Raw genomic sequence first — 18,035 nt, 5'->3', positions numbered from 1 at the left:
GGCCCTGACGGCCCGTCCGATGGAGACGGCATGACACGTCCCGATCCTGTCCGCCTCGCCGCGCCCCTGCTGGCCGTTCTCACGCTGATCGCCGGCCTGCTCACCGCGCCGGCCGCGCCGGCGCACGCCGTGCCGGCCAAGAACCCGCCGCTGACCACCCCCTGGACCGCCCAGGCCCTCGACGGCGTGCCGCTGCCGGACTACCCGCGACCGCAGATGACCCGGCCGGACTGGCTCAACCTGAACGGCGAATGGCAGCTACGCCAGTCCGCCACGGACGACGCCCCACAGTTCGGCACCGACCTGCCCGAGCGGATCAACGTGCCGTTCCCGGTGGAGAGCGCCCTCTCCGGAGTGCAACGGTCCGCCGGCGACAACCGCAACCACCTGTTCTACCGGCGCATCGTGACGGTGCCCACGAACTGGAGCGGACGCCGCGTCCTGCTGCACTTCGGCGCCGTCGACTGGCAGACCTCCGTCTGGGTCAACGGCGTGGCGGTTGGCGGCCACACCGGTGGCTACGACGCCTTCACCTTCGACGTCACCGCGCAGCTGCGGAGCGGCGCGAACGAGATCGTGGTGAAGGTGTGGGACCCGACGGACAGCCGGCAGAACGGCAGTCTGCCGCCGATCGGCAAGCAGACCAAGCAACCCGGCGGCATCTTCTACACGCCGAGCTCGGGCATCTGGCAGACGGTGTGGCTGGAACCGGTGCCGGCGGCGTCGATCAGCAGCGTCGACCTCTACCCACGCCTGGCCGACAACACCCTCCGCGTGCGGGTCTTCACCCGCGGGGACGTCAGCGGACACCGCGTCGTGGCCGAGGCGCTCAACGGTTCCACCGTGGTCGGCTCCGCGACCGGCGGCTTCACCGAGTTCACGGTGCCCGTGCCGAACGCCCGCCGTTGGTCGCCCGACGACCCGTTTCTCTACCAGCTGCGGATCACCCTGCGTGATGCGGCGGGCGGTCAGGTCGACCGGACCACGCACTACTTCGGCATGCGTGAGATCAGCACCGGCGTGGTCAACGGCGTCCTGCGGCCGAAGCTCAACGGCCAGTTCGTCTTCCAGACCGGCACGCTGGACCAGGGGTTCTGGCCGGACGGGCTCTACACCGCGCCCACCGACGCCGCGCTCGCCTTCGACCTGCAGAAGCACAAGGACCTTGGCTTCAACATGGTGCGCAAGCACATCAAGGTCGAACCGCAGCGCTGGTTCTACCACGCCGACCGGCTCGGTCTGCTGGTGTGGCAGGACGTCCCGTCACTGACCGCGCAGGACATCGACGCGACCGACGCGCAGCAGGCGCAGCTCGAGGCCGAGGCCCGCGAGATCGTGGACGAGCATCGCAGCTCGCCGGCCGTCGTCACCTACACCGTCTACAACGAGGGGTGGGGGGAGCGTGCGCTGGCCGACACCCGCCGGGTCGCCCAGAATGTGAAGAACCAGGATCCGACCCGGCTGGTCAACGCGCACAGCGGTTACAACTGCTGCCAGTCGTTGGGCAACCCCGGCAACGGCGACATCGACGACTGGCACGTCTACCTGGGGCCGGACTCGCCGGTGCCGTCGAGCAGCCGGATCGCCGTGCTCGGCGAGTTCGGCGGCCTGGGCCTGCGCGCGCCCGGACACGAGTGGAGCCCGAACGGCGCCTTCTTCGCGTACGAGTGGCAACCGAACTCCACCGCGCTGACCGACCGCTACGTCGGCCTCGTGCAGGGCACGCAGAACCTCATGCTCGGCAAGGGACTGAGCGCCTCGGTCTACACCGAGATCGCCGACCAGGAGGGTGAGCTGAACGGATTCCTCACCTACGACCGGCAGGTGGTCAAGATGGACCAGGCCCGGGTACGGGCCGCCAACCTGTCCCTCATCAACGCGTCGAGATCCGTCGGCAGCTCGGCGCCGGTGGCGCTGCCGCCGAACACCCGCCGTTCCTTCCAGGTGACCACCCCCGGACTCACCAACCGGTACCTGCGGCACCGGGACAGCCTCGCCTACACGGAGGTCGTGGACGGGAACAGCTCCGCGCTGCTCAGGAACGACGCGACCTACACGGTCCGGGCAGGTCTGGCCGACGCGACGTGCTATTCGTTCGAGTCGGTCAACTTCCCCGGGCAGTTCCTCCGGCACCAGAACTCGCGCGTACGCAACTCGCCGAACGACGGCTCGGCGCTGCTCCGCGCGGACGCCACCTGGTGCGCCCGGGTCGGGGTCACCGGAAGCGGCGTCTCGTTGGAGTCCCACAACTTCCGCGGCAGGTACCTGCGGCACTACGACTCCGAGGTCTGGCTGAGCAACGGCGCGGGCGGCGAGGCGTGGAACTCACCCGCGCTGTGGGCCGCGGACAGCACCTGGAACGTCACGACGCCCTGGGCGCCCTGACCAAGCCGGGGCGCTGACTCACCCGGCAGCGCCCCCGCCTCCTCGATCGAGGCACGTCTATTGACAAAGATTGTTTACGGTTTCACTCTGAGAGCGCTCTCTCGCGCCTGGAGACACGGCGCGACGCCGCACCAACCGGAAGGAGTTCGATGACCAGAACAATGGCGCTGCTCGCCGCCGCGACGCTCGCGCTGCCGATGCCGGCCGCCGCCCCGCCGGAGGCTCCCCCCACCGCTCGGGCACAGGCGCAGGTGTCCGGCCTGCCGGCCGGCATGGCCGAGGCGATGCGCCGCGATCTGCACCTGACCGACGACCAACTCACCGCCCGCCTCACGGCCGAGGCCGCCGCTGCGGTGGTCGACCGACGGCTGCGCTCCCGCCTCGGCGCCCGGTACGCCGGCTCGTGGCTGGACCCGAGCGGCCCCCTCACGGTCGCCGTCACCGACGCGTCCGCCGCCGCGGCGGTACGGGCCGAGGGGGCCCGGCCCCGGCTCGTCCCCCGGGCGCTCACGAGTCTCACCTCGGCACTGTCCACACTGGATCGACGGGCACGCAGCCATCCTCCCGGCGCCGCCGTGCGCGGCTGGTACGTCGACGCCGTCGCCAACGAGGTCGTGGTGCGGGTCGCGCCGGGCCAGGAGCGCACCGCCCGCGCGTTCGTCGGCGGCAGCGGCCTCGCCGGCGGGCTCGTCCGCTACGCGACGGCTCCGGACGCGCCGCGCCCGGTGTACGACATCCGAGGTGGCGACCAGTTCGTCATCAACGGCAACGTGCTCTGCTCGGTCGGCTTCGCCGTCGCGGGCGGCTTCGTCACCGCCGGACACTGCGGGGCCACCGGCAGCCCCACCCGGGGGTACAACAACGTAGCGCAGGGCACCTTCGCCGGCTCGTCGTTCCCCGGCAACGACTACGCCTGGGTCCGCACCAACGGAGACTGGACGCCACGCCCCTGGGTGAACAACTACGCCGGGGGCAACGCTCCCGTCGCCGGCTCCCGGGACGCGGTGATCGGCAGCTCGGTATGCCGGTCGGGACGGACGACCGGCTGGCGCTGCGGCACCCTCCTGGGTCGGGAGGAGACGGTCAACTACGCGCAGGGCGCGGTCTACGGGCTCAGCCGCAGCAACGCCTGCGCCGAGGGGGGCGACTCCGGCGGCGCCTGGCTCTCCGGCGACCAGGCACAGGGGGTGACCTCGGGCGGATCGGGCAACTGCACCTCCGGCGGCACCATGTGGTTCCAGCCGGTCAACGAGATCCTCGGCGTCTACGGGCTGAACCTGGTCACCACCGGCGGTGGCGGCACCGGGACCCGGATCATCAGCAACTGGAACAACAAGTGCGTCGACGTGCCGAACTCGAACTTCTCCGACGGCGTTCCCCTCCAGACCTGGACCTGCAACGGCACGGCGGCACAGGGCTGGACCTTCACCGGCGGTAGCCTGCGCACACAGAACAACATGTGCATGGATGTCGCCTGGGGGTCCCGGGACAACGGCGCGGTCATCCAGATCGCCACCTGCAGCGGCAACGCCGCGCAGCAGTTCGTGTTGTCCGCCGCCGGGGACCTGGTCAACCCGCAGGCCAACAAGTGTGTCGACATCAAGGACTGGAACGGCAACGACGGCGCGCGGTTGCAACTCTGGGAGTGCGGCGGCACTGCCAACCAGAAGTGGCGCACCGGCTGAGCGGAGCGCCCCGACACGGCGTCCCGTCCGAGGTGGGCCGAGGACGGGCGTCGTGCCGCTCAGGAACGGCTGCCGAACCGGGCGTTGCGCCGGGCCGGGTACGGGTTCCGCAGATCGGCCCGCCCGCGTGCTTTCCACCCCGCTCCGACCGTGTGTCGGTGTTAGAGCCGCCCCGGCGCGGGTAGCCGGCCAGGCACCGGTGGCAGCGAGGAGGTCCGGGTGAGGTCGATCGACGCCTTCTTCGACGGTCTGGGTCGGAGCGGCCCCGACGAGCGGCTCGTCAAGGTCAGTGGCAGCGTGCGGTTCGACATCCACGACGACCGAGGGGTACACCACCGGCGGCTCGACATCGACCACGGACGGCTACGGGTCAGCGAGGACGACGGCCCCGCCACCACGGTCATCACGCTCTCCGAACGGACCGCCGTGGAGATGGTGGCCGGCGGGATGAACGGACTGGCGGCGATCTCCCGGGGCGAGATCCTGGTCGACGGTGATCTCGCGCTCGCACTGCGGATCGGCCGGCTCTTCCCCAAGCCCGCGGCGACGGCCGGCCGGCACGGTGGAGGCACCGCGTGAGGGACGTGCCGGGCACCGTGTCGTGCATCGACGGCAACACGTTCGTCGTCTCCGACAGCAGTGGGGACATCGAGGCGTCGTCGGCCGCGCCGGTGGGTCTGTTCACCGCCGACACGCGCTACCTGTCCCGGTGGGTGCTCACCATCGACGGCGAGCGGATGACCGCCCTCTCGGTGGACGACAGCCAGTACTTCGAGGTGGGGTTCTTCCTCGTGCCGGGCGGCCGGATGGACTACGTCCAGGCGGACGTGTCCGCGATCCGACGACGCCGTATCGGCGCCGACATGGTCGAGACCCTCACCGTCTTCAACTACGGCGAGTCGAATCTCGACCTGACGGTACGTCTCGAGGTGGCCGCCGACTTCGCCGACATCTTCGAGATCAAGTTCGCCGCCGACGCGAAGGTCGGCGAACGTTACGCCCACGTCACCCCCGACGAGCTACGGCTGGGCTATCGCCGTGCCACCTTCCAGCGGGAGGTCGTCCTCACGGCCAGCGAGCCGGCGACCTTCACCCCGGAGCACCTCGACTTCTCGATCCGGCTGGACGCCGGAGCCAGTTGGACGGTCGAGGTACGGGCCGAGATGAGAGCGCTGCGACCCGACGGCGTCGACCTGCGGTCCGGGCTCCGGGCCCTCCGGCCCGACGCGTCGACCCTGCCCGACAGCGTTCGCGCCTGGGTGGCGGCGGCTCCGACACTCGACACCGACAGCCCGGCGCTGCGGCAGGTCTACCAACGCAGCCTGGTGGACCTGGCGGCGCTGCGGTTCACGCCGCTCTCGCTCGGCGGCGCCACCGTGCCCGCCGCCGGGTTGCCCTGGTTCATGACCCTCTTCGGCCGGGACAGTCTGCTCACCTGTCTACAGGCGCTGCCGTTCACACCGTCCCTGGCACCGACCACCCTGCGGATCCTGGCCTCGCTCCAGGGCGCGCGCACCGACGACGTGTTGGAGGAGGATCCCGGCCGGATCCTGCACGAACTGCGCTACGGCGAGTCAGCGGCCTTCGAGGAGCAACCCCACTCGCCGTACTACGGCACCGTGGACGCCACACCGCTGTTCCTGGTGCTGCTCGACGAGTACGAGCGGTGGAGCGGCGACGCGGACCTCGTCCGCGAGCTGGAACAGGAGGCGCGCGCCGCGCTCGACTGGCTGGACAACCACGCCGACCTCACCGGCGCCGGCTACGTCTCGTACGAACGCCGCAACCGCTCCACCGGCCTGGAAAACCAGTGCTGGAAGGACTCGTGGGACAGCATCTCCTACGCCGACGGCCGGCTCCCGGGCTTCCCCCGCTCGACGTGCGAGACCCAGGGCTACGCCTACGACGCCAAGATCCGCGCGGTCCGGCTGGCGCGTACCTTCTGGAACGATCCGGCCCTGGCCGAGCGTCTGGAGAACGAGGCGGCGGCGTTGTACGAGCGGTTCAACCGCGACTTCTGGTTGGCGGACCGCGGCTACTACGCCCTCGCGCTCGACGGCGACGGCACGCCGGTGGACAGCCTGTCCTCGAACATCGGGCACCTCCTGTGGAGTGGCATCGTCCCGCCGGAGCGCGCCGGCCGGGTCGCCGAACTCCTGATGAGTCCCGCGCTGTTCTCCGGCTGGGGTGTCCGCACGCTGGCCGAGGGGCAGGCCCGCTACAACCCGCTGGGCTACCACAACGGGACCGTGTGGCCGTTCGACAACTCCTTCATCGCCTGGGGCCTGCGGCGCTACGGTCTGACCGACGAGGCGGGACGCATCGCCGAGGGAATCATCGAGGCCGCGGGCTTCTTCGAGGGTCGCCTGCCCGAGGCGTTCGGCGGGTTCGACCGCCGGACCACCCGCTACCCGGTCCGGTATCCGACCGCCGGCAGCCCGCAGGCGTGGTCCAGCGGGGCGTCGCTGCTTCTGCTCCGCACGATGCTGGGCATGGAGCCCCACGAGGACCACCTCGCCACCACCCCGGCGCTCCCGCCCGCCTTCGAGCGGATCACCCTGCTGGACATTCCCGGCCGCTGGGGCCGGCTCGACGCCTTCGCGCGTCGCCGGCCGGATCCGGCGAGCCCCTGAGCGGGGCGCTGCGCATCAAGGCGTTCCTGCCACCCACGGCGCTCGCCCTGGCCCGGTCCGGGACACCTGTCGTCGCCCACGCCCCGCCCGCCCGCCGGTCAGCCCAGCGCGGCCACCTGACCCACCACGAACACGGCCGGCGGACGGATACCCTGCCGGGCGGCGACCGTGCCGATCTCGTCCAGCCGGGCCGGCACCGCGCGTTGCCCGGGGTGCCCGGCGTCCTGCACGGCGAGCACCGGCGTCTCCGGGGCGCGGCCGTGCTCGACCAGCACGGCGGCGATCTTGGCGATGGTGTCCACCGCCATGAGGAGCACCAGCGTGCCCCGGGCGCGGCCCAGCGCCGCCCAGTCGACAAGCGAGCCGGGGTGACCCGGCGGCAGGTGCCCGGAGACGACGGTGACGTCGTGCGCGACGCCGCGGTGGGTCACCGGGACACCGGCCAGCGCCGGCGCGGCGAACGCACTGCTCACGCCGGGCACCACGGTCACCGGCACACCGGCCTCCGCGCAGGCCCGCACCTCCTCGTGGCCGCGACCGAACAGGTACGGGTCGCCGCCCTTGAGCCGGACCACCCGCCGGCCGGCGCGGGCGTGCGTCACCAGCGCCGCGTTGATCGTGTCCTGCGCCATCGACGGACCGCGGGGCACCTTGGCCGCGTCGACCACCAGCACGTCGTCACGCAGCCCCGCGAGCAGCCCCTGCGGGGCCAGTCGGTCGACCACCACCACGTCCGCGGCGTCCAGCAGGGCCTTTCCGCGTACCGTGATCAGGTCGTCCGGGCCGGGCCCGCCGCCGACGACCGCGACCGACCCCGCCGTCGCCTCGTGGTGGTGATGGTGGCCGTGGCCGTGGTGATGGTGGTGACCGTCGACCGGGTCGTCCGGGTGGTCGTGCGGGCGCTGCGGACGGCCCACCTTGTCGGCGAAGCCCGGCATCAGCACCCGGTACGCGCAGGTGTCGCAGTTCATCCGGATGTCCCCGGCCAGCGCCTCGGCGTGCCGTTCGAGCACCAGGTCCGCCAGCGCGTCGCAGTCGCCGATCACCTCGGCCACCCGCACGTCCAGATCCGGGTGCGCGGCGGCGAACTCGGCCGACCGGGCGACGATCCGGTCCGGCAGCACCCCGGCGAACAGGAAGTACGGCGCCACCACGATCCGCCGCGCCCCGAGCCGGCGCAGCCGCTCCAGCACCGCCGGCACCGACGGCTCCGCGAGGGAGATGAACCCCGGCTCGACACCGGCGTAACCGCGTCCCTCCCAGAGCAGCCGCGCGACCTTCGCCACCTCGGCGTTGGCGTCCGGGTCGGTGGAGCCCCGGCCGATCAACGCGATCCACGTACCGGCCCGGTCGGCGCCGGCCAGCGCGGCGTCGATCCGCTCCTCGATGGCGGCGTGCAGCAGGGGATGCGGGCCCAGCGGACGACCGTAGCGGTAGGTCAACCCGGGGTGGCGCTGCTGCTCGCGGGCCATCGCGGCGGGGATGTCGCCCTTGCCGTGCCCGGCGGCGGTGAGCACCAGCGGCAGCGCCACCAGCGCCCGGTGTCCCCGCTCCACCAACGCGGTCACCGCGTCGGTCAGCGGCGGACGGGACAGCTCGATGAAGCCACCCTCGACGTCCCCGACGACACCGCGTCGACGAACCCGCTCGACGAGCGCGGCGAACTGGTCGACCCCGGCCGCGCTGCGCGTACCGTGCCCGACGATGACCAGACCGGTCATGGCATCTCCTCGATGTAGAGCAGGGCGTTGAGGGCGGCGGCGGCGACCGCCGAACCGCCCTTCTCCCCCACGTTGGACACGGCGGGCAGGCCGCTGGCCCGCAGCGCCGCCTTGGACTCGGCGGCGCCGACGAAACCGACCGGCATACCGACGACAAGCGCCGGTGCGGCGGCCAGCGTGAGCAGTTCGACAAGCGCGGTCGGCGCGCAGCCGACCACCCAGACCGCGCCCGGACCGACCCGGTCCAGGGCGATCCGCACGGCCGCCGCCGACCGGGTGATCCCGGCGGCCCGGCCCAGCTCGGCGGCGGCCGGCTCGGCGACCGGGCAGACCAGGTCCAGGCCGGCCCGGGTGATCCCGGCGGCGACCATCGCCACGTCGGTCACCACGGGCACGCCGGCGCGCAGCGCGGCCAGCCCGGACGCCAGGCCCGCCTCGTCGCAGACCAGCTCGTCGACGTACGCCAGGTCGGCGCTGGCGTGCACCACCCGCTCGGTCACCGCGCGGGTCAGCGGCGGCAGGTGCGTGAGGTCGACCCGTTCGCGCAGGATCCGGTACGACTCCGCCTCGATCGGGTGCACCACCCGGCTCACGGCTGCTCCCCGGTGCCGGCGGGCAGCGTGCCGGCGTAGCGGCGGTCGTAGCCGCGCAGCTTCCACAGCGCGACCGCGCCCACCCAGGAGGCCACGAAGAGACCCACCACGACGTATCCGAGCTGCTCGAAGTGGTCGGCGACGGCGGCGTACCCGGCGAGCGCGGTCATCCCCAGCTGGTCGACCAGCAGCCCGGCCAGGTAGACGCTGGCCACCACGGCGCCCACCAGCACCGTCATCGCGGTGGTGGCCAGGTTGTAGAAGAGCCGCCGGGCCGGCTGCCGGTACGCCCACGAGTAGGCGCGGCTCATCAGCAGACTGTCCGCGGTGTCCATGGCGGACATCCCGGCGGCGAAGAGCAGCGGCAGGGTCAGCAGGGCCAGCACCGGCAGGCCACCGGCGGCGGCGGTACTCGCCGACAGCGCCAGCAGGGTCACCTCGCTGGCGGTCTCCAGGCCGAGGCCGAACAGGAAACCGACCGGGGCCATGTGCCACGAGGAGCGCACCAGCGCCCGGGCCCGACCGCCGAGGACCCGCTGCATGAGCCCTCGGTTGAGCAGGTGCAGGTCCAGCTCCCGCTCGTCCAGGCCACCGTGGCGCAGCCGGCGCCACAGCCGGGCCAGCCCGCTCAACACCACCGCGTTGAGCACCGCGACCAGCGCCAGGAACACGGTGGCGGTGACGATCGCGACGGTGGCGCCCAGCTCGCGGGCCCGCACCAGCCCCGCGCCGCTGAGGTTCGTCGAGGCCAGGCCGACGATCAGGGCCAGCAGCAGCACCACCGCGCTGTGCCCGAGCGCGAAGAAGAAGCCGACGCCCACCGGCCGCCGACCGCGCAGCAGCATCAGCCGGGTGGTGTCGTCGATGGCGGCGATGTGGTCGGCGTCGAACGCGTGCCGCACCCCGAGCACGTACGCCAGGGTGCCGGCGCCGGCCAGCCCACCGGCCGCCGCGGGCTGGTTGTTCCAGTACAGGTAGAGGCTCCAGCCGGCGACGTGCAGCATCGCGACGGCGAGCACGATGCCGCCGAGGCGGACCCGTTCGGCGCGGCTCCACCGGCCGACCGGGGGTGCGGTGCTGACGGTGGTCGTACTCATCGGGTTCCTCCACGTTCGTCGGGGTCGGTGACCCGGATCGCGTCCACCGGGCAGATCTCCACGCATTCCAGGCAGCCGGTGCAGCGGTCGGCCCGGACGGTCAGGCCGCCGGCGACCGGCCGGATCGCGTGCGTGGGACAGGTGAGCAGGCAGGCGCCGCAGCCCTGGCAGGCGCCGATGGTCACGAGCGCCACCGGTACCCCCGGGGGGTGACCATCCGGCCGGCGACCAGGCGGGTGTCGCTGCTGCCCACGACGACCACGCTGTACATGTCGACCACCTGCGGATCGAGGGTGGCCAGGGTGGCCAGGTGCACCCGCTCGCCGTCGCGGCTGGCGTTGCGCACCACGCCGACCGGGGTGTCCGGTGGGCGGTGCGCGGCGAGGATCGCCAGCGCCCGGCCGAGCTGCCAGTCGCGGGCCCGGCTGCGCGGGTTGTAGAACAGCGCCACGAAGTCGCCCTCGGCGACGGCGGTCACCCGCCGCTCGATGACCTCCCAGGGGGTGTGCAGGTCGGACAGGCTCAGGTACGCGTGGTCGTGGCCGAGCGGGGCGCCGAGCAGCGCGCCGGCGGCCAGCGCCGCGGTCACCCCGGGTACGCCGACCACGTCGATCCGCTCGTCGGCGTACTCCAGGGCGGGGCTGGCCATCGCGTACACCCCGGCGTCGCCGGAGCCGATCAGCGCGACCGCCCGGCCGGCGGCGGCCTCGGCGACGGCGGCCCGGGCCCGGGCCTCCTCCGCGCCCAGCCCGCTGGCCAGCACCCGGGTGCCCGGGCGCAGCACGCCGCGCACCTGGTCGACGTACTGGTCCAGACCGACCACCACGGCCGCCCGGCGCAGCTCGGCGACCGCGCGGGGAGTGCGCAGGTCGGCGGCGCCCGGCCCGAGCCCGACCACGGCGAGCCGGCCGCGCGGCGCGTGCCGGGCCACCGCCACGGTGGCCATCGCGGACGCCGTCTTGGGCACCAGCAGTTCGGCGTCGCCGGACCGGCCGTCGACGTCGAGCAGCGCGGCGGCCTCCGCGACGCTGGGTGTGCCGACCACGGCGCGCACCACCTCGCTGGGGTGCGGCACGTCGACCGCCGCCAGCGTCACCGCCGGATGCGTCACCAGCGGTACGCCCAGCGCGTCCGCGGTCGCCACGATGCCCGCCTCGTCGGCCTTGGCGTCGACGCTGGCCAGGCAGCGCAGGCTGGCCGGACTGAGCCCCGCCGACGTCAGCTCCCGGTGCAGCAGGTCGCGCACCTCGTCGGCGGGCACGCCCCGGCTGGCCCCGACGCCGGCGACCAGCGACGGGGGTCGCAGCACGGCGGTCCGGTCGTCCGGCGGCACCAGCCGGTCGGTGACCAGCAGCCGGTAGCCGGCCGGCACCCCGTCGGCGGCACCCGGCGCGTCGGCGACGGACGGGCGGACGTTCGGCGGCAGGGCGGGCAGTGGCCAGTCGGCGTCGGCGACCAGCCGGACCGGTTCGCCGTCCAGGACGGCCCGGGAGACCGCGGCGACGGCACCCTCCACCGGCCAGCCGAGGGTGTCCAGGCCGGGCAGGTCGACCGCGTCGGTGGCGGTGGTGACCACCGGCCGGGCGTCCACCAGCGCGCCGACGGCCTCGGCGAGGGCGTTGCCGCCGCCGGCGTGCCCGCCGAGCAGCGCCACGGCGTGCCGGGCCGCCTCGTCGACGACCACGACGGCCGGGTCGGTGCGCTTGTCGCCGAGCAGCGGTGCGAGGATCCGGACCACCGCGCCGGTGGCCAGGAAGGCGATCACCGCGTCGCAGTCGGACCAGGCGGTTCGCAGTGCGTCGGCGACGCTCTCCCCCGGCACCAGCCGGGCGTGCGGCCAGGCGGCGGCGACGGTCCGGGCGTGGCGTCGGCCGGCGGCGGTGGCCGCGACGAGCCCGATCCGGGCGTGCGGGGTCAGGTGGTGCACGTGAGCTCCCCGGTGAGGACGACCACCGGGTTGGTGGCCGCGAGACGGATCGACCCGCCGGGCAGGTCGGCGAGGCGGGCGGCGGAGAGCTGGCTGCCCCCGGCCCGGTAGCCGGCGGCGCGGAGCAGCGCCACGGCCGGCGCGACCCGGTCCAGGGCGGCCAGCGTGAGCACCACCCGGTCGGGGCGGCGGGCCAGCACGGCGGCGAGGACGTCGGTGCCCCCGCCGCCGACGAAGACCGCGTCCGGGTCGGGCAGGCCGGCCAGCACCGCCGGGGCCCGCCCGACGACCAGCCGTACGTCGACGGCGTGCGCGGCGGCGTTGGCCCGGATCGCGTCGGCGGCCCCGGCGTCGTGCTCGACGGCGAGCACCGCCGCACCGAGCAGGGCGCACTCGACGCCGACCGATCCGCTGCCCGCGCCGACGTCCCAGACCAGCCGGCCCAGCCGGGGGCGCAGCCGGGCGACGACGAGGGCGCGCACCTCCGACTTGGTGATCATGGAGTCGCGGTGGGCGTAGGCGCTCTCCGGCAGGGCCCACCCGTCGACCGGCGCGGCGGCCGGCTGGTTGTCCCACCGCATCCCGCCGGACTCGGGCGCGGCGACGCTGAGCAGCACGTGCGGATCGGACCACGTCCCGGCGGCGGCCTGCGCCGGGGTGACCTCGCAGATCCGTTCGGCGTCGGTGCCCAGGTGCTCGGCGACCAGCAGCCGGCGGGACCAGCCGACCAGCCCGGCGCCCAGCTCGGCAGCCCCGGCGCCGGGGGCGGTGAGCACCGCCACCAGCGGCAGTGCCCGGCAGGCGTTCAGCGCCGGCCGCGGGTCCCGGCCGTGCGCGGTGACCACCGCGGCGCCGTCCCAGGGCAGCCCGGCGCGGGCGAACGCGGCGGCCACGCTGGACACCGCCGGCACCACCCGCAGCGGCAGCCCGGCCGCGCGCAGCCGCCGCACGATGCCGAACAGGCCGGGATCGCCGCTGGCCAGCACCACGGCGGGTACGCCGGCGGCTACGGCGGCGGCCAGCCGGTCCACGGCGGGGGCGAGCGGCCCGAGCGTGACGGTGGCCGCGCCGGGCGGCACGGGCACCGCGGCCAGGTGTCGGGCCGCGCCGACCACCAGCCGGGCCGCGGCGAGCGCCGGCGTCAGGGCGGGATGCGCCGGCGCACCGGCCGCGTCCAGGCCGACCACTGTCACCGTGCTCACCGCGACCACCGGCCGGTGGCGGCGACCGTGCGACTCCCGGCGAAGTCGACCATCGCCACGTCCACGGTGACGGCGTGCCCGGCGAAGCGCAGCAGCACCTGCCGGACCCGCTGGCAGAGCAGGTCCCCGGCCGGGCCGAGCAGCCCGGCGGCCTCCCACAGCTCGTACGCGTGCCGGCCGGTGTTCGCCCCGGTCACGGCGGCGACCAGCGCCGGTCCGCCCCCGGCCTCGGCGGTCACGGCGCCGAGCAGCGACAGGTCCACGGCCGAGCGGGTGTAGTGGGTCATCAGGACGCCGGCGGCGAGCTTGGCCAGCTTGCCGGCCATGCCGACGAACACCACACCGGTCATGCCGTCGGCGACGGCGGCCCGGACCGCCGCGCCGGTGAAGTCACCGACCTCGACGAAGCAGACCTCGGGCAGCTCCGGCAGCAGCGCGCGGGCCGCCCGCTCGGTACGCCCTCCGGTGCAGAGCACCACGGTCCGCTCGCCCTGCGCGGCCATGACGTGCACGGCCTGCACGACGCTGGCCCGCCAGGAGGCGGTGGAGAAGGGCCGGACGATCCCGGTGGTGCCGAGGATCGAGATGCCGCCGAGGATGCCGAGCCGCCGGTTGGTGGTCTTGCGGGCCATGATCTCGCCCCCGGGGACGCTGATCACCACCTGGACGCCGACCTCGGCCAGGTCGACCACCTCGGCCACCGCCGCGTCGATCATGCGACGCGGGGTGTCGTTGATCGCCGGGCCGCCCACGGCGAGCCCCAGGCCGGGTTTGGTGACGGTGCCCACGCCCGGCCCGCCGGCCAGGCGCAGCCCGGGGGCGTCGGTCCAGTCGACCGTGGCGGTCAGCTCCGCGCCGTGGGTGACGTCCGGGTCGTCACCGGCGTCCTTGACCACGACCGCCTCGGCGCGCCGCGGCGGGACGCCGGTCAGCTCGCAGCGGGCGACCGGGAAGCGGACCCGTCGGCCGGCCGGCAGCCCGATCTCCACCTCGGGCTGCGGCACGCCGGTGACCAGCGCGGTCACCGCGGCCTTGGCCGCGGCCGTCGCGCAGGCCCCGGTGGTCCAGCCGGTACGCAGCGCGGTGGGCCGCACCTTCGCGGTACGCGGCAGGTCCGGCTCCCGCAGCGGCGGTTCCGGGTACGTCACTCGGAACCGCCCACCGGATCGGCGGGGCGGGCGGCGGCGCGGCGGCGCAACTCGGCCCGGGCGGCCGGCTCGGCCCGCCGGTAGGTGTGGAAGTGCCCGGGGTGGTAGAGGTGGGAACGCGTCCCGGTGGCGGCCAGCGCCGGCCCGACCAGGAAGAGCGTGTGCTTCCAGAGCCGGTGCTCCTTGACCGTCGCCGCCAGGGTGCCCACCGTGCAGCGCACCACCAGCTCGTCCGGCCAGGTCGCCCGGTACGCGACCACCGCCGGGGTGTCCGCCGGGTAGCCGCCGGCCAGCAGCTCGGCCTGCGCCTGGCCGGACCGTGCGGCGGAGAGGAACAGCGCCATCGTGGTGCCGTGCCGGGCGAAGTCGCGGACCCGTTCGCCGGGCGGCATCGGGGTCTTGCCGCCTTCGAGACGGGTGAGGATCACCGACTGGGCGACCTCGGGGACGGTCAGTTCGCGTCCGGCGATCGCGGCGACGGCAGTGAACGACGAGACGCCGGGAACGATCTCGACGGCCAGGCCGAGCGCCCGGCACAGGTCCAGTTGCTCCTGCACCGCGCCCCAGAGCGCCGGGTCGCCGGAGTGGATCCGGGCCACCGTCAGCCCGCGCCGCGCGGCCCGCTCGTACAGCGGCAGCACTCCCTCGACGGGCAGTTGCGACGAGTCCACGATCTCCGCGTCGGCGCGGGCGTGGCCGAGCACGTCGGCGTGCACCAGGCTGGCCGCCCAGATCACCAGGTCGGCGTCGGCGATCACCCGGGCCGCCCGCAGGGTCAACAGGTCCGCCGCGCCGGGGCCGGCCCCGACGAACCACACCTTGCCGGAGCTGGTCACAGTTTTCCTCCTCGGCGGTCCCGGCGGGCGGGAACCAGCAGCGTCGACAGGTACGGCAGGTCGTGCGCGGCGTCGTCCACCGCACCGATCCGCTCGTCGGGCAGCCCGAGGCCGCACCCGAGCACGGCATCGCCGAGGCGGCCCTGCCGGCGCAGCTCCCCGACCAGCTCCGGGTGCCGCCGCCAGCCCTTGTAGGCGACCACGGTGCCGGGGCCGGCCAGCGCGTCGGCGAAGAGCGCCAGCCCGGCGGTCGCCGGTAGCAGGGTCAGCGGCTCGCGTCCCTCGCAGAGCGGGGTGCCGCTGCGCGCGGCCAGCTCCTGCATGGCGGTGATGCCGGGCACGGTGGCGACCCGCACCGCCGGGCGCAGCGCGCGGACGCTCTGCGCCAGGTAGCCGAAGGTGGAGTAGACGTTGGGGTCGCCGATGGTGGCGAAGGCGAGCGCCCGCGCCCCGGCGTCGACCGCCTCGACCACCACGCGGGCGGCGGCGTCCCAGGCCGCCGCGCGCCGGGGGCTCACCCCGCCCCGGTCGTCCAGGGCGAACGGCAGCCGGCGCAGCCGGTCCGCCCCGACGTGCGCCAGCACGGTCCGCTCGGCCCGGCCGGCGCCCCCGCCCTGGTCCACGCCGCCCGCGGGGCGGTCCGCCATCACGGGTACGAAGACCAGGTCGGCCGCGCGCAGCACCCGCACCGCCTTGAGGGTGAGCAGTTCCGGGTCGCCGGGCCCGACGCCGACCCCGGTCAGCACCGCGTCGACAGGTGCGGCGGCTCGACTGCCGGCGGTCATCGACATGCCTCGACCAGGCGCCGGGCGGCGGCCGGGGCGCCCGCCCAGTGGGTGTGCAGGTAGGAGGCGTGCACCCGGCCGGCCACGAAGCCGTGCGCCGTGCCGTTCCAGCGCCACGCCGGCTGCGCGCCGTGGCCGGGGTCGGTGGTGGTGCGGTGGAACTCGTGGCCGCGTACCGCGTCGCCGGCCCGGGACACCGGGGAGTCCGCGGCGGCGACCGCCTCCCGGTAGCCGAGGGTCAGCCGACCGGTCATCCGGGCGGTCAGGTCGAGCCGGCCGCACATGGGCGCGCCGTCCAGGGACCGGCCGAGGTAGAGCAGCCCGGCGCACTCGGCGACGATCGGGCCGTCGAAGGCGGCCACCTCGGCACGGAGGGTGGCGTTGCCGGCCAGCGCCTCCGCGTACGCCTCGGGGAAACCGCCCCCGACGATCACCGCGCGGGTGCCGGCGGGCAGCGCCGGGTCGCGCAGCGGGTCGACGGTGACCACGTCGGCGCCGGCCGCGGTGAGCAGTTCGGTGGTCTCCGCGTACGAGAAGGTGAAGGCCGGACCACCGGCGACCGCGACCAGCGGACGGTCCCCGCCGGCCGGGCCGCCGACGGCGGCGACCGGATCCCAGGCGGGCACCCGCAGCGGCGCGGCGGTGCGGGCCAGATCGAGCACGGCGTCCAGGTCCACGGTGGACTCGACCAGGTCGGCGAGGCCCGCGACGATCGCGAGCGACTCGGGCGCCCGCTCGGCGACCGGGACGAGCCCCAGGTGCCGGGCCGGGGCGGCCACCTCGACGGCCCGGGTGACCGCCCCGAGCACCGGCACGCCCACTTCGGCGAGCGCGTCGCGCAGCAGCGTCTCGTGCCGGGGCGAACCGACCCGGTTGAGGATCACCCCGCCGATGCGCACCGTCGGGTCGAAGGCGGCCATGCCGAGGGTGAGCGCGGCGGCCGATCGACCCTGCGCGGTGGTGTCGAGCACCAGCAGCACCGGCGCGTCGATCAGCCGGGCGACGTGCGCGGTGGAGGCGAAGTCGCCCCGGCCCACGGCGCCGTCGTGCAGGCCCATCACGCCCTCGACCACGGCGACGTCGGCGGGCGTGGGGACGCTCGCGCCGTGTCGCAGCAGCGGGGCGATCCGGTCCGCGCCGACCAGGAAGGGGTCGAGGTTGCGGCCGGCCCGGCCGGCGGCGAGCGCGTGGTAGCCGGGGTCGATGTAATCCGGACCGACCTTGTGCGGGCTGACCGTCAGGCCACGGCGGCGCAGCGCGGCGAGCAGCCCGGTGGCCACCGTGGTCTTGCCGTGCCCGCTGGCCGACGCGGCCACCACCAGCCGGGGCAGCGCCCAGGGCGTCGTCGGGCCGGTCACCACTCGATACCCTTCTGGCCCTTCTGACCGGCGTCCATCGGGTGCTTGACCTTCGTCAGTTCGGCGACCAGGTCGGCCGCCTCCACCAGCCGTGGGTCGGCGTCCCGTCCGGTGATCACCACGTGCTGGAAGCCGGGCCGGTCGGCGAGGGTGGCGACCACCTCGTCGACGTCCACCCAGCCCCACTTCATCGGGTAGGTGAACTCGTCCAGCACGTACAGCCCGTACCGCTGGGCGGCCAGGTCGCGCTGGATCTGCCGCCAGCCCTCCAGCGCGTCGGCGGCGTGGTCGGCCGCACCGCCGCGCTGGATCCAGGACCAGCCCTCGCCCATCTTGTGCCAGGCCACCGGCGCGCCCTGACCGGTGCGCTCGTGCACCTCGCCGAGCGCCCGGAAGGCGTTCTCCTCACCGACCCGCCACTTGGCGCTCTTGACGAACTGGAACACCCCGATCGGCAGGCCGGCGGTCCAGGCCCGCAGCGCCAACCCGAACGCGGCGGTCGACTTCCCCTTCATCTGTCCGGTGTGGACGAGCAGCAGTGGCCGGTGCCGCCGCTGCCGGGTGGTCAGGCCGTCGTCGGGTACCGTGCTCGGCTTCCCCTGTGGCATCAGCGATCTCTCCTCGTCGTCATCCCCGCGAGCACTCCCGCGATCTTGCGGTTTCGG

The 18,035-nt window shown here is 74.6% G+C and carries 13 protein-coding genes and 2 pseudogenes; 4 read left to right on the top strand and 11 right to left on the bottom strand.

Features of this window, described 5'->3' with window-relative positions; genetic code table 11:
* Window positions 1-30 precede the first annotated feature (30 nt).
* The 4 genes from OG767_RS13605 to OG767_RS13590 all read left to right on the top strand — a co-directional run bounded on the left by OG767_RS13605 (window position 31) and on the right by OG767_RS13590 (window position 6,703).
* Window positions 31-2,385, top strand: coding sequence for an AbfB domain-containing protein (locus tag OG767_RS13605; protein WP_405093716.1), 2,355 nt, complete (start codon window positions 31-33; stop codon window positions 2,383-2,385).
* Between the two features lie 149 nt (window positions 2,386-2,534).
* Window positions 2,535-4,070 carry a ricin-type beta-trefoil lectin domain protein gene (locus OG767_RS13600; protein WP_405093715.1) on the top strand — a complete coding sequence of 512 codons (1,536 nt, stop codon included), beginning with the start codon at window positions 2,535-2,537 and terminating at the stop codon, window positions 4,068-4,070.
* A gap of 219 nt (window positions 4,071-4,289) precedes the next feature.
* Window positions 4,290-4,649 (top strand): SCP2 sterol-binding domain-containing protein, encoded by a 360-nt coding sequence (locus tag OG767_RS13595; protein ID WP_405093714.1) that lies wholly within the window; start codon window positions 4,290-4,292, stop codon window positions 4,647-4,649.
* A 5-nt stretch (window positions 4,650-4,654) separates the two neighbouring features.
* Window positions 4,655-6,703 (top strand): glycogen debranching N-terminal domain-containing protein, encoded by a 2,049-nt coding sequence (locus tag OG767_RS13590; RefSeq protein WP_405094215.1) that lies wholly within the window; start codon window positions 4,655-4,657, stop codon window positions 6,701-6,703.
* A gap of 98 nt (window positions 6,704-6,801) precedes the next feature.
* On the opposite strand, the gene cobA is transcribed toward OG767_RS13590, so the two are convergent.
* From cobA to cobO, 11 genes and pseudogenes are all read right to left on the bottom strand, one after another.
* Window positions 6,802-8,424 (bottom strand): uroporphyrinogen-III C-methyltransferase, encoded by a 1,623-nt coding sequence (cobA, locus tag OG767_RS13585; protein WP_405093713.1) that lies wholly within the window; start codon window positions 8,422-8,424, stop codon window positions 6,802-6,804.
* Window positions 8,421-9,017, bottom strand: coding sequence for a precorrin-8X methylmutase (locus OG767_RS13580; RefSeq protein ID WP_281939106.1), 597 nt, complete (start codon window positions 9,015-9,017; stop codon window positions 8,421-8,423). The genes cobA and OG767_RS13580 overlap by 4 nt, the downstream gene beginning before the upstream one ends.
* Window positions 9,014-10,021, bottom strand: a complete 1,008-nt coding sequence (locus OG767_RS13575) for a HoxN/HupN/NixA family nickel/cobalt transporter (RefSeq protein WP_405094214.1) — start codon at window positions 10,019-10,021, stop codon at window positions 9,014-9,016. The genes OG767_RS13580 and OG767_RS13575 overlap by 4 nt, the downstream gene beginning before the upstream one ends.
* Window positions 10,022-10,084: 63 nt before the next feature.
* A pseudogene (locus OG767_RS13570) lies at window positions 10,085-10,308 on the bottom strand (4Fe-4S binding protein); the annotation flags it as partial.
* Window positions 10,296-12,041 carry a precorrin-3B C(17)-methyltransferase gene (gene cobJ, locus OG767_RS13565; RefSeq protein ID WP_405093712.1) on the bottom strand — a complete coding sequence of 582 codons (1,746 nt, stop codon included), beginning with the start codon at window positions 12,039-12,041 and terminating at the stop codon, window positions 10,296-10,298. The pseudogene OG767_RS13570 and the gene cobJ, both read right to left, overlap by 13 nt.
* A complete protein-coding gene (cbiE, locus tag OG767_RS13560) occupies window positions 12,029-13,360 on the bottom strand; it encodes a precorrin-6y C5,15-methyltransferase (decarboxylating) subunit CbiE (RefSeq protein WP_405094213.1) in 1,332 nt (443 codons plus the stop codon). The genes cobJ and cbiE overlap by 13 nt, the downstream gene beginning before the upstream one ends.
* Window positions 13,321-14,337, bottom strand: a pseudogene (locus OG767_RS13555) (cobalt-precorrin-5B (C(1))-methyltransferase); the annotation flags it as partial. The gene cbiE and the pseudogene OG767_RS13555, both read right to left, overlap by 40 nt.
* A gap of 50 nt (window positions 14,338-14,387) precedes the next feature.
* Window positions 14,388-15,227, bottom strand: a complete 840-nt coding sequence (cobM, locus tag OG767_RS13550; protein ID WP_405093711.1) for a precorrin-4 C(11)-methyltransferase — start codon at window positions 15,225-15,227, stop codon at window positions 14,388-14,390.
* Window positions 15,224-16,012, bottom strand: a complete 789-nt coding sequence (gene cobI, locus OG767_RS13545) for a precorrin-2 C(20)-methyltransferase (RefSeq protein ID WP_405093710.1) — start codon at window positions 16,010-16,012, stop codon at window positions 15,224-15,226. Before cobI ends, cobM begins: the two co-directional genes overlap by 4 nt.
* Window positions 16,009-17,370: a cobyrinate a,c-diamide synthase gene (locus OG767_RS13540; RefSeq protein WP_405093709.1), complete on the bottom strand. Its 1,362-nt coding sequence runs from the start codon at window positions 17,368-17,370 to the stop codon at window positions 16,009-16,011. Before OG767_RS13540 ends, cobI begins: the two co-directional genes overlap by 4 nt.
* Window positions 17,367-17,978, bottom strand: a complete 612-nt coding sequence (gene cobO / locus OG767_RS13535; RefSeq protein ID WP_396778293.1) for a cob(I)yrinic acid a,c-diamide adenosyltransferase — start codon at window positions 17,976-17,978, stop codon at window positions 17,367-17,369. Before cobO ends, OG767_RS13540 begins: the two co-directional genes overlap by 4 nt.
* Window positions 17,979-18,035 lie beyond the last annotated feature (57 nt).

Origin of the sequence: Micromonospora sp. NBC_01392 (genome assembly GCF_045040125.1) — a bacterium.
Classification (GTDB): domain Bacteria; phylum Actinomycetota; class Actinomycetes; order Mycobacteriales; family Micromonosporaceae; genus Micromonospora.
This window is presented reverse-complemented; position numbering and strand designations above follow the sequence as displayed.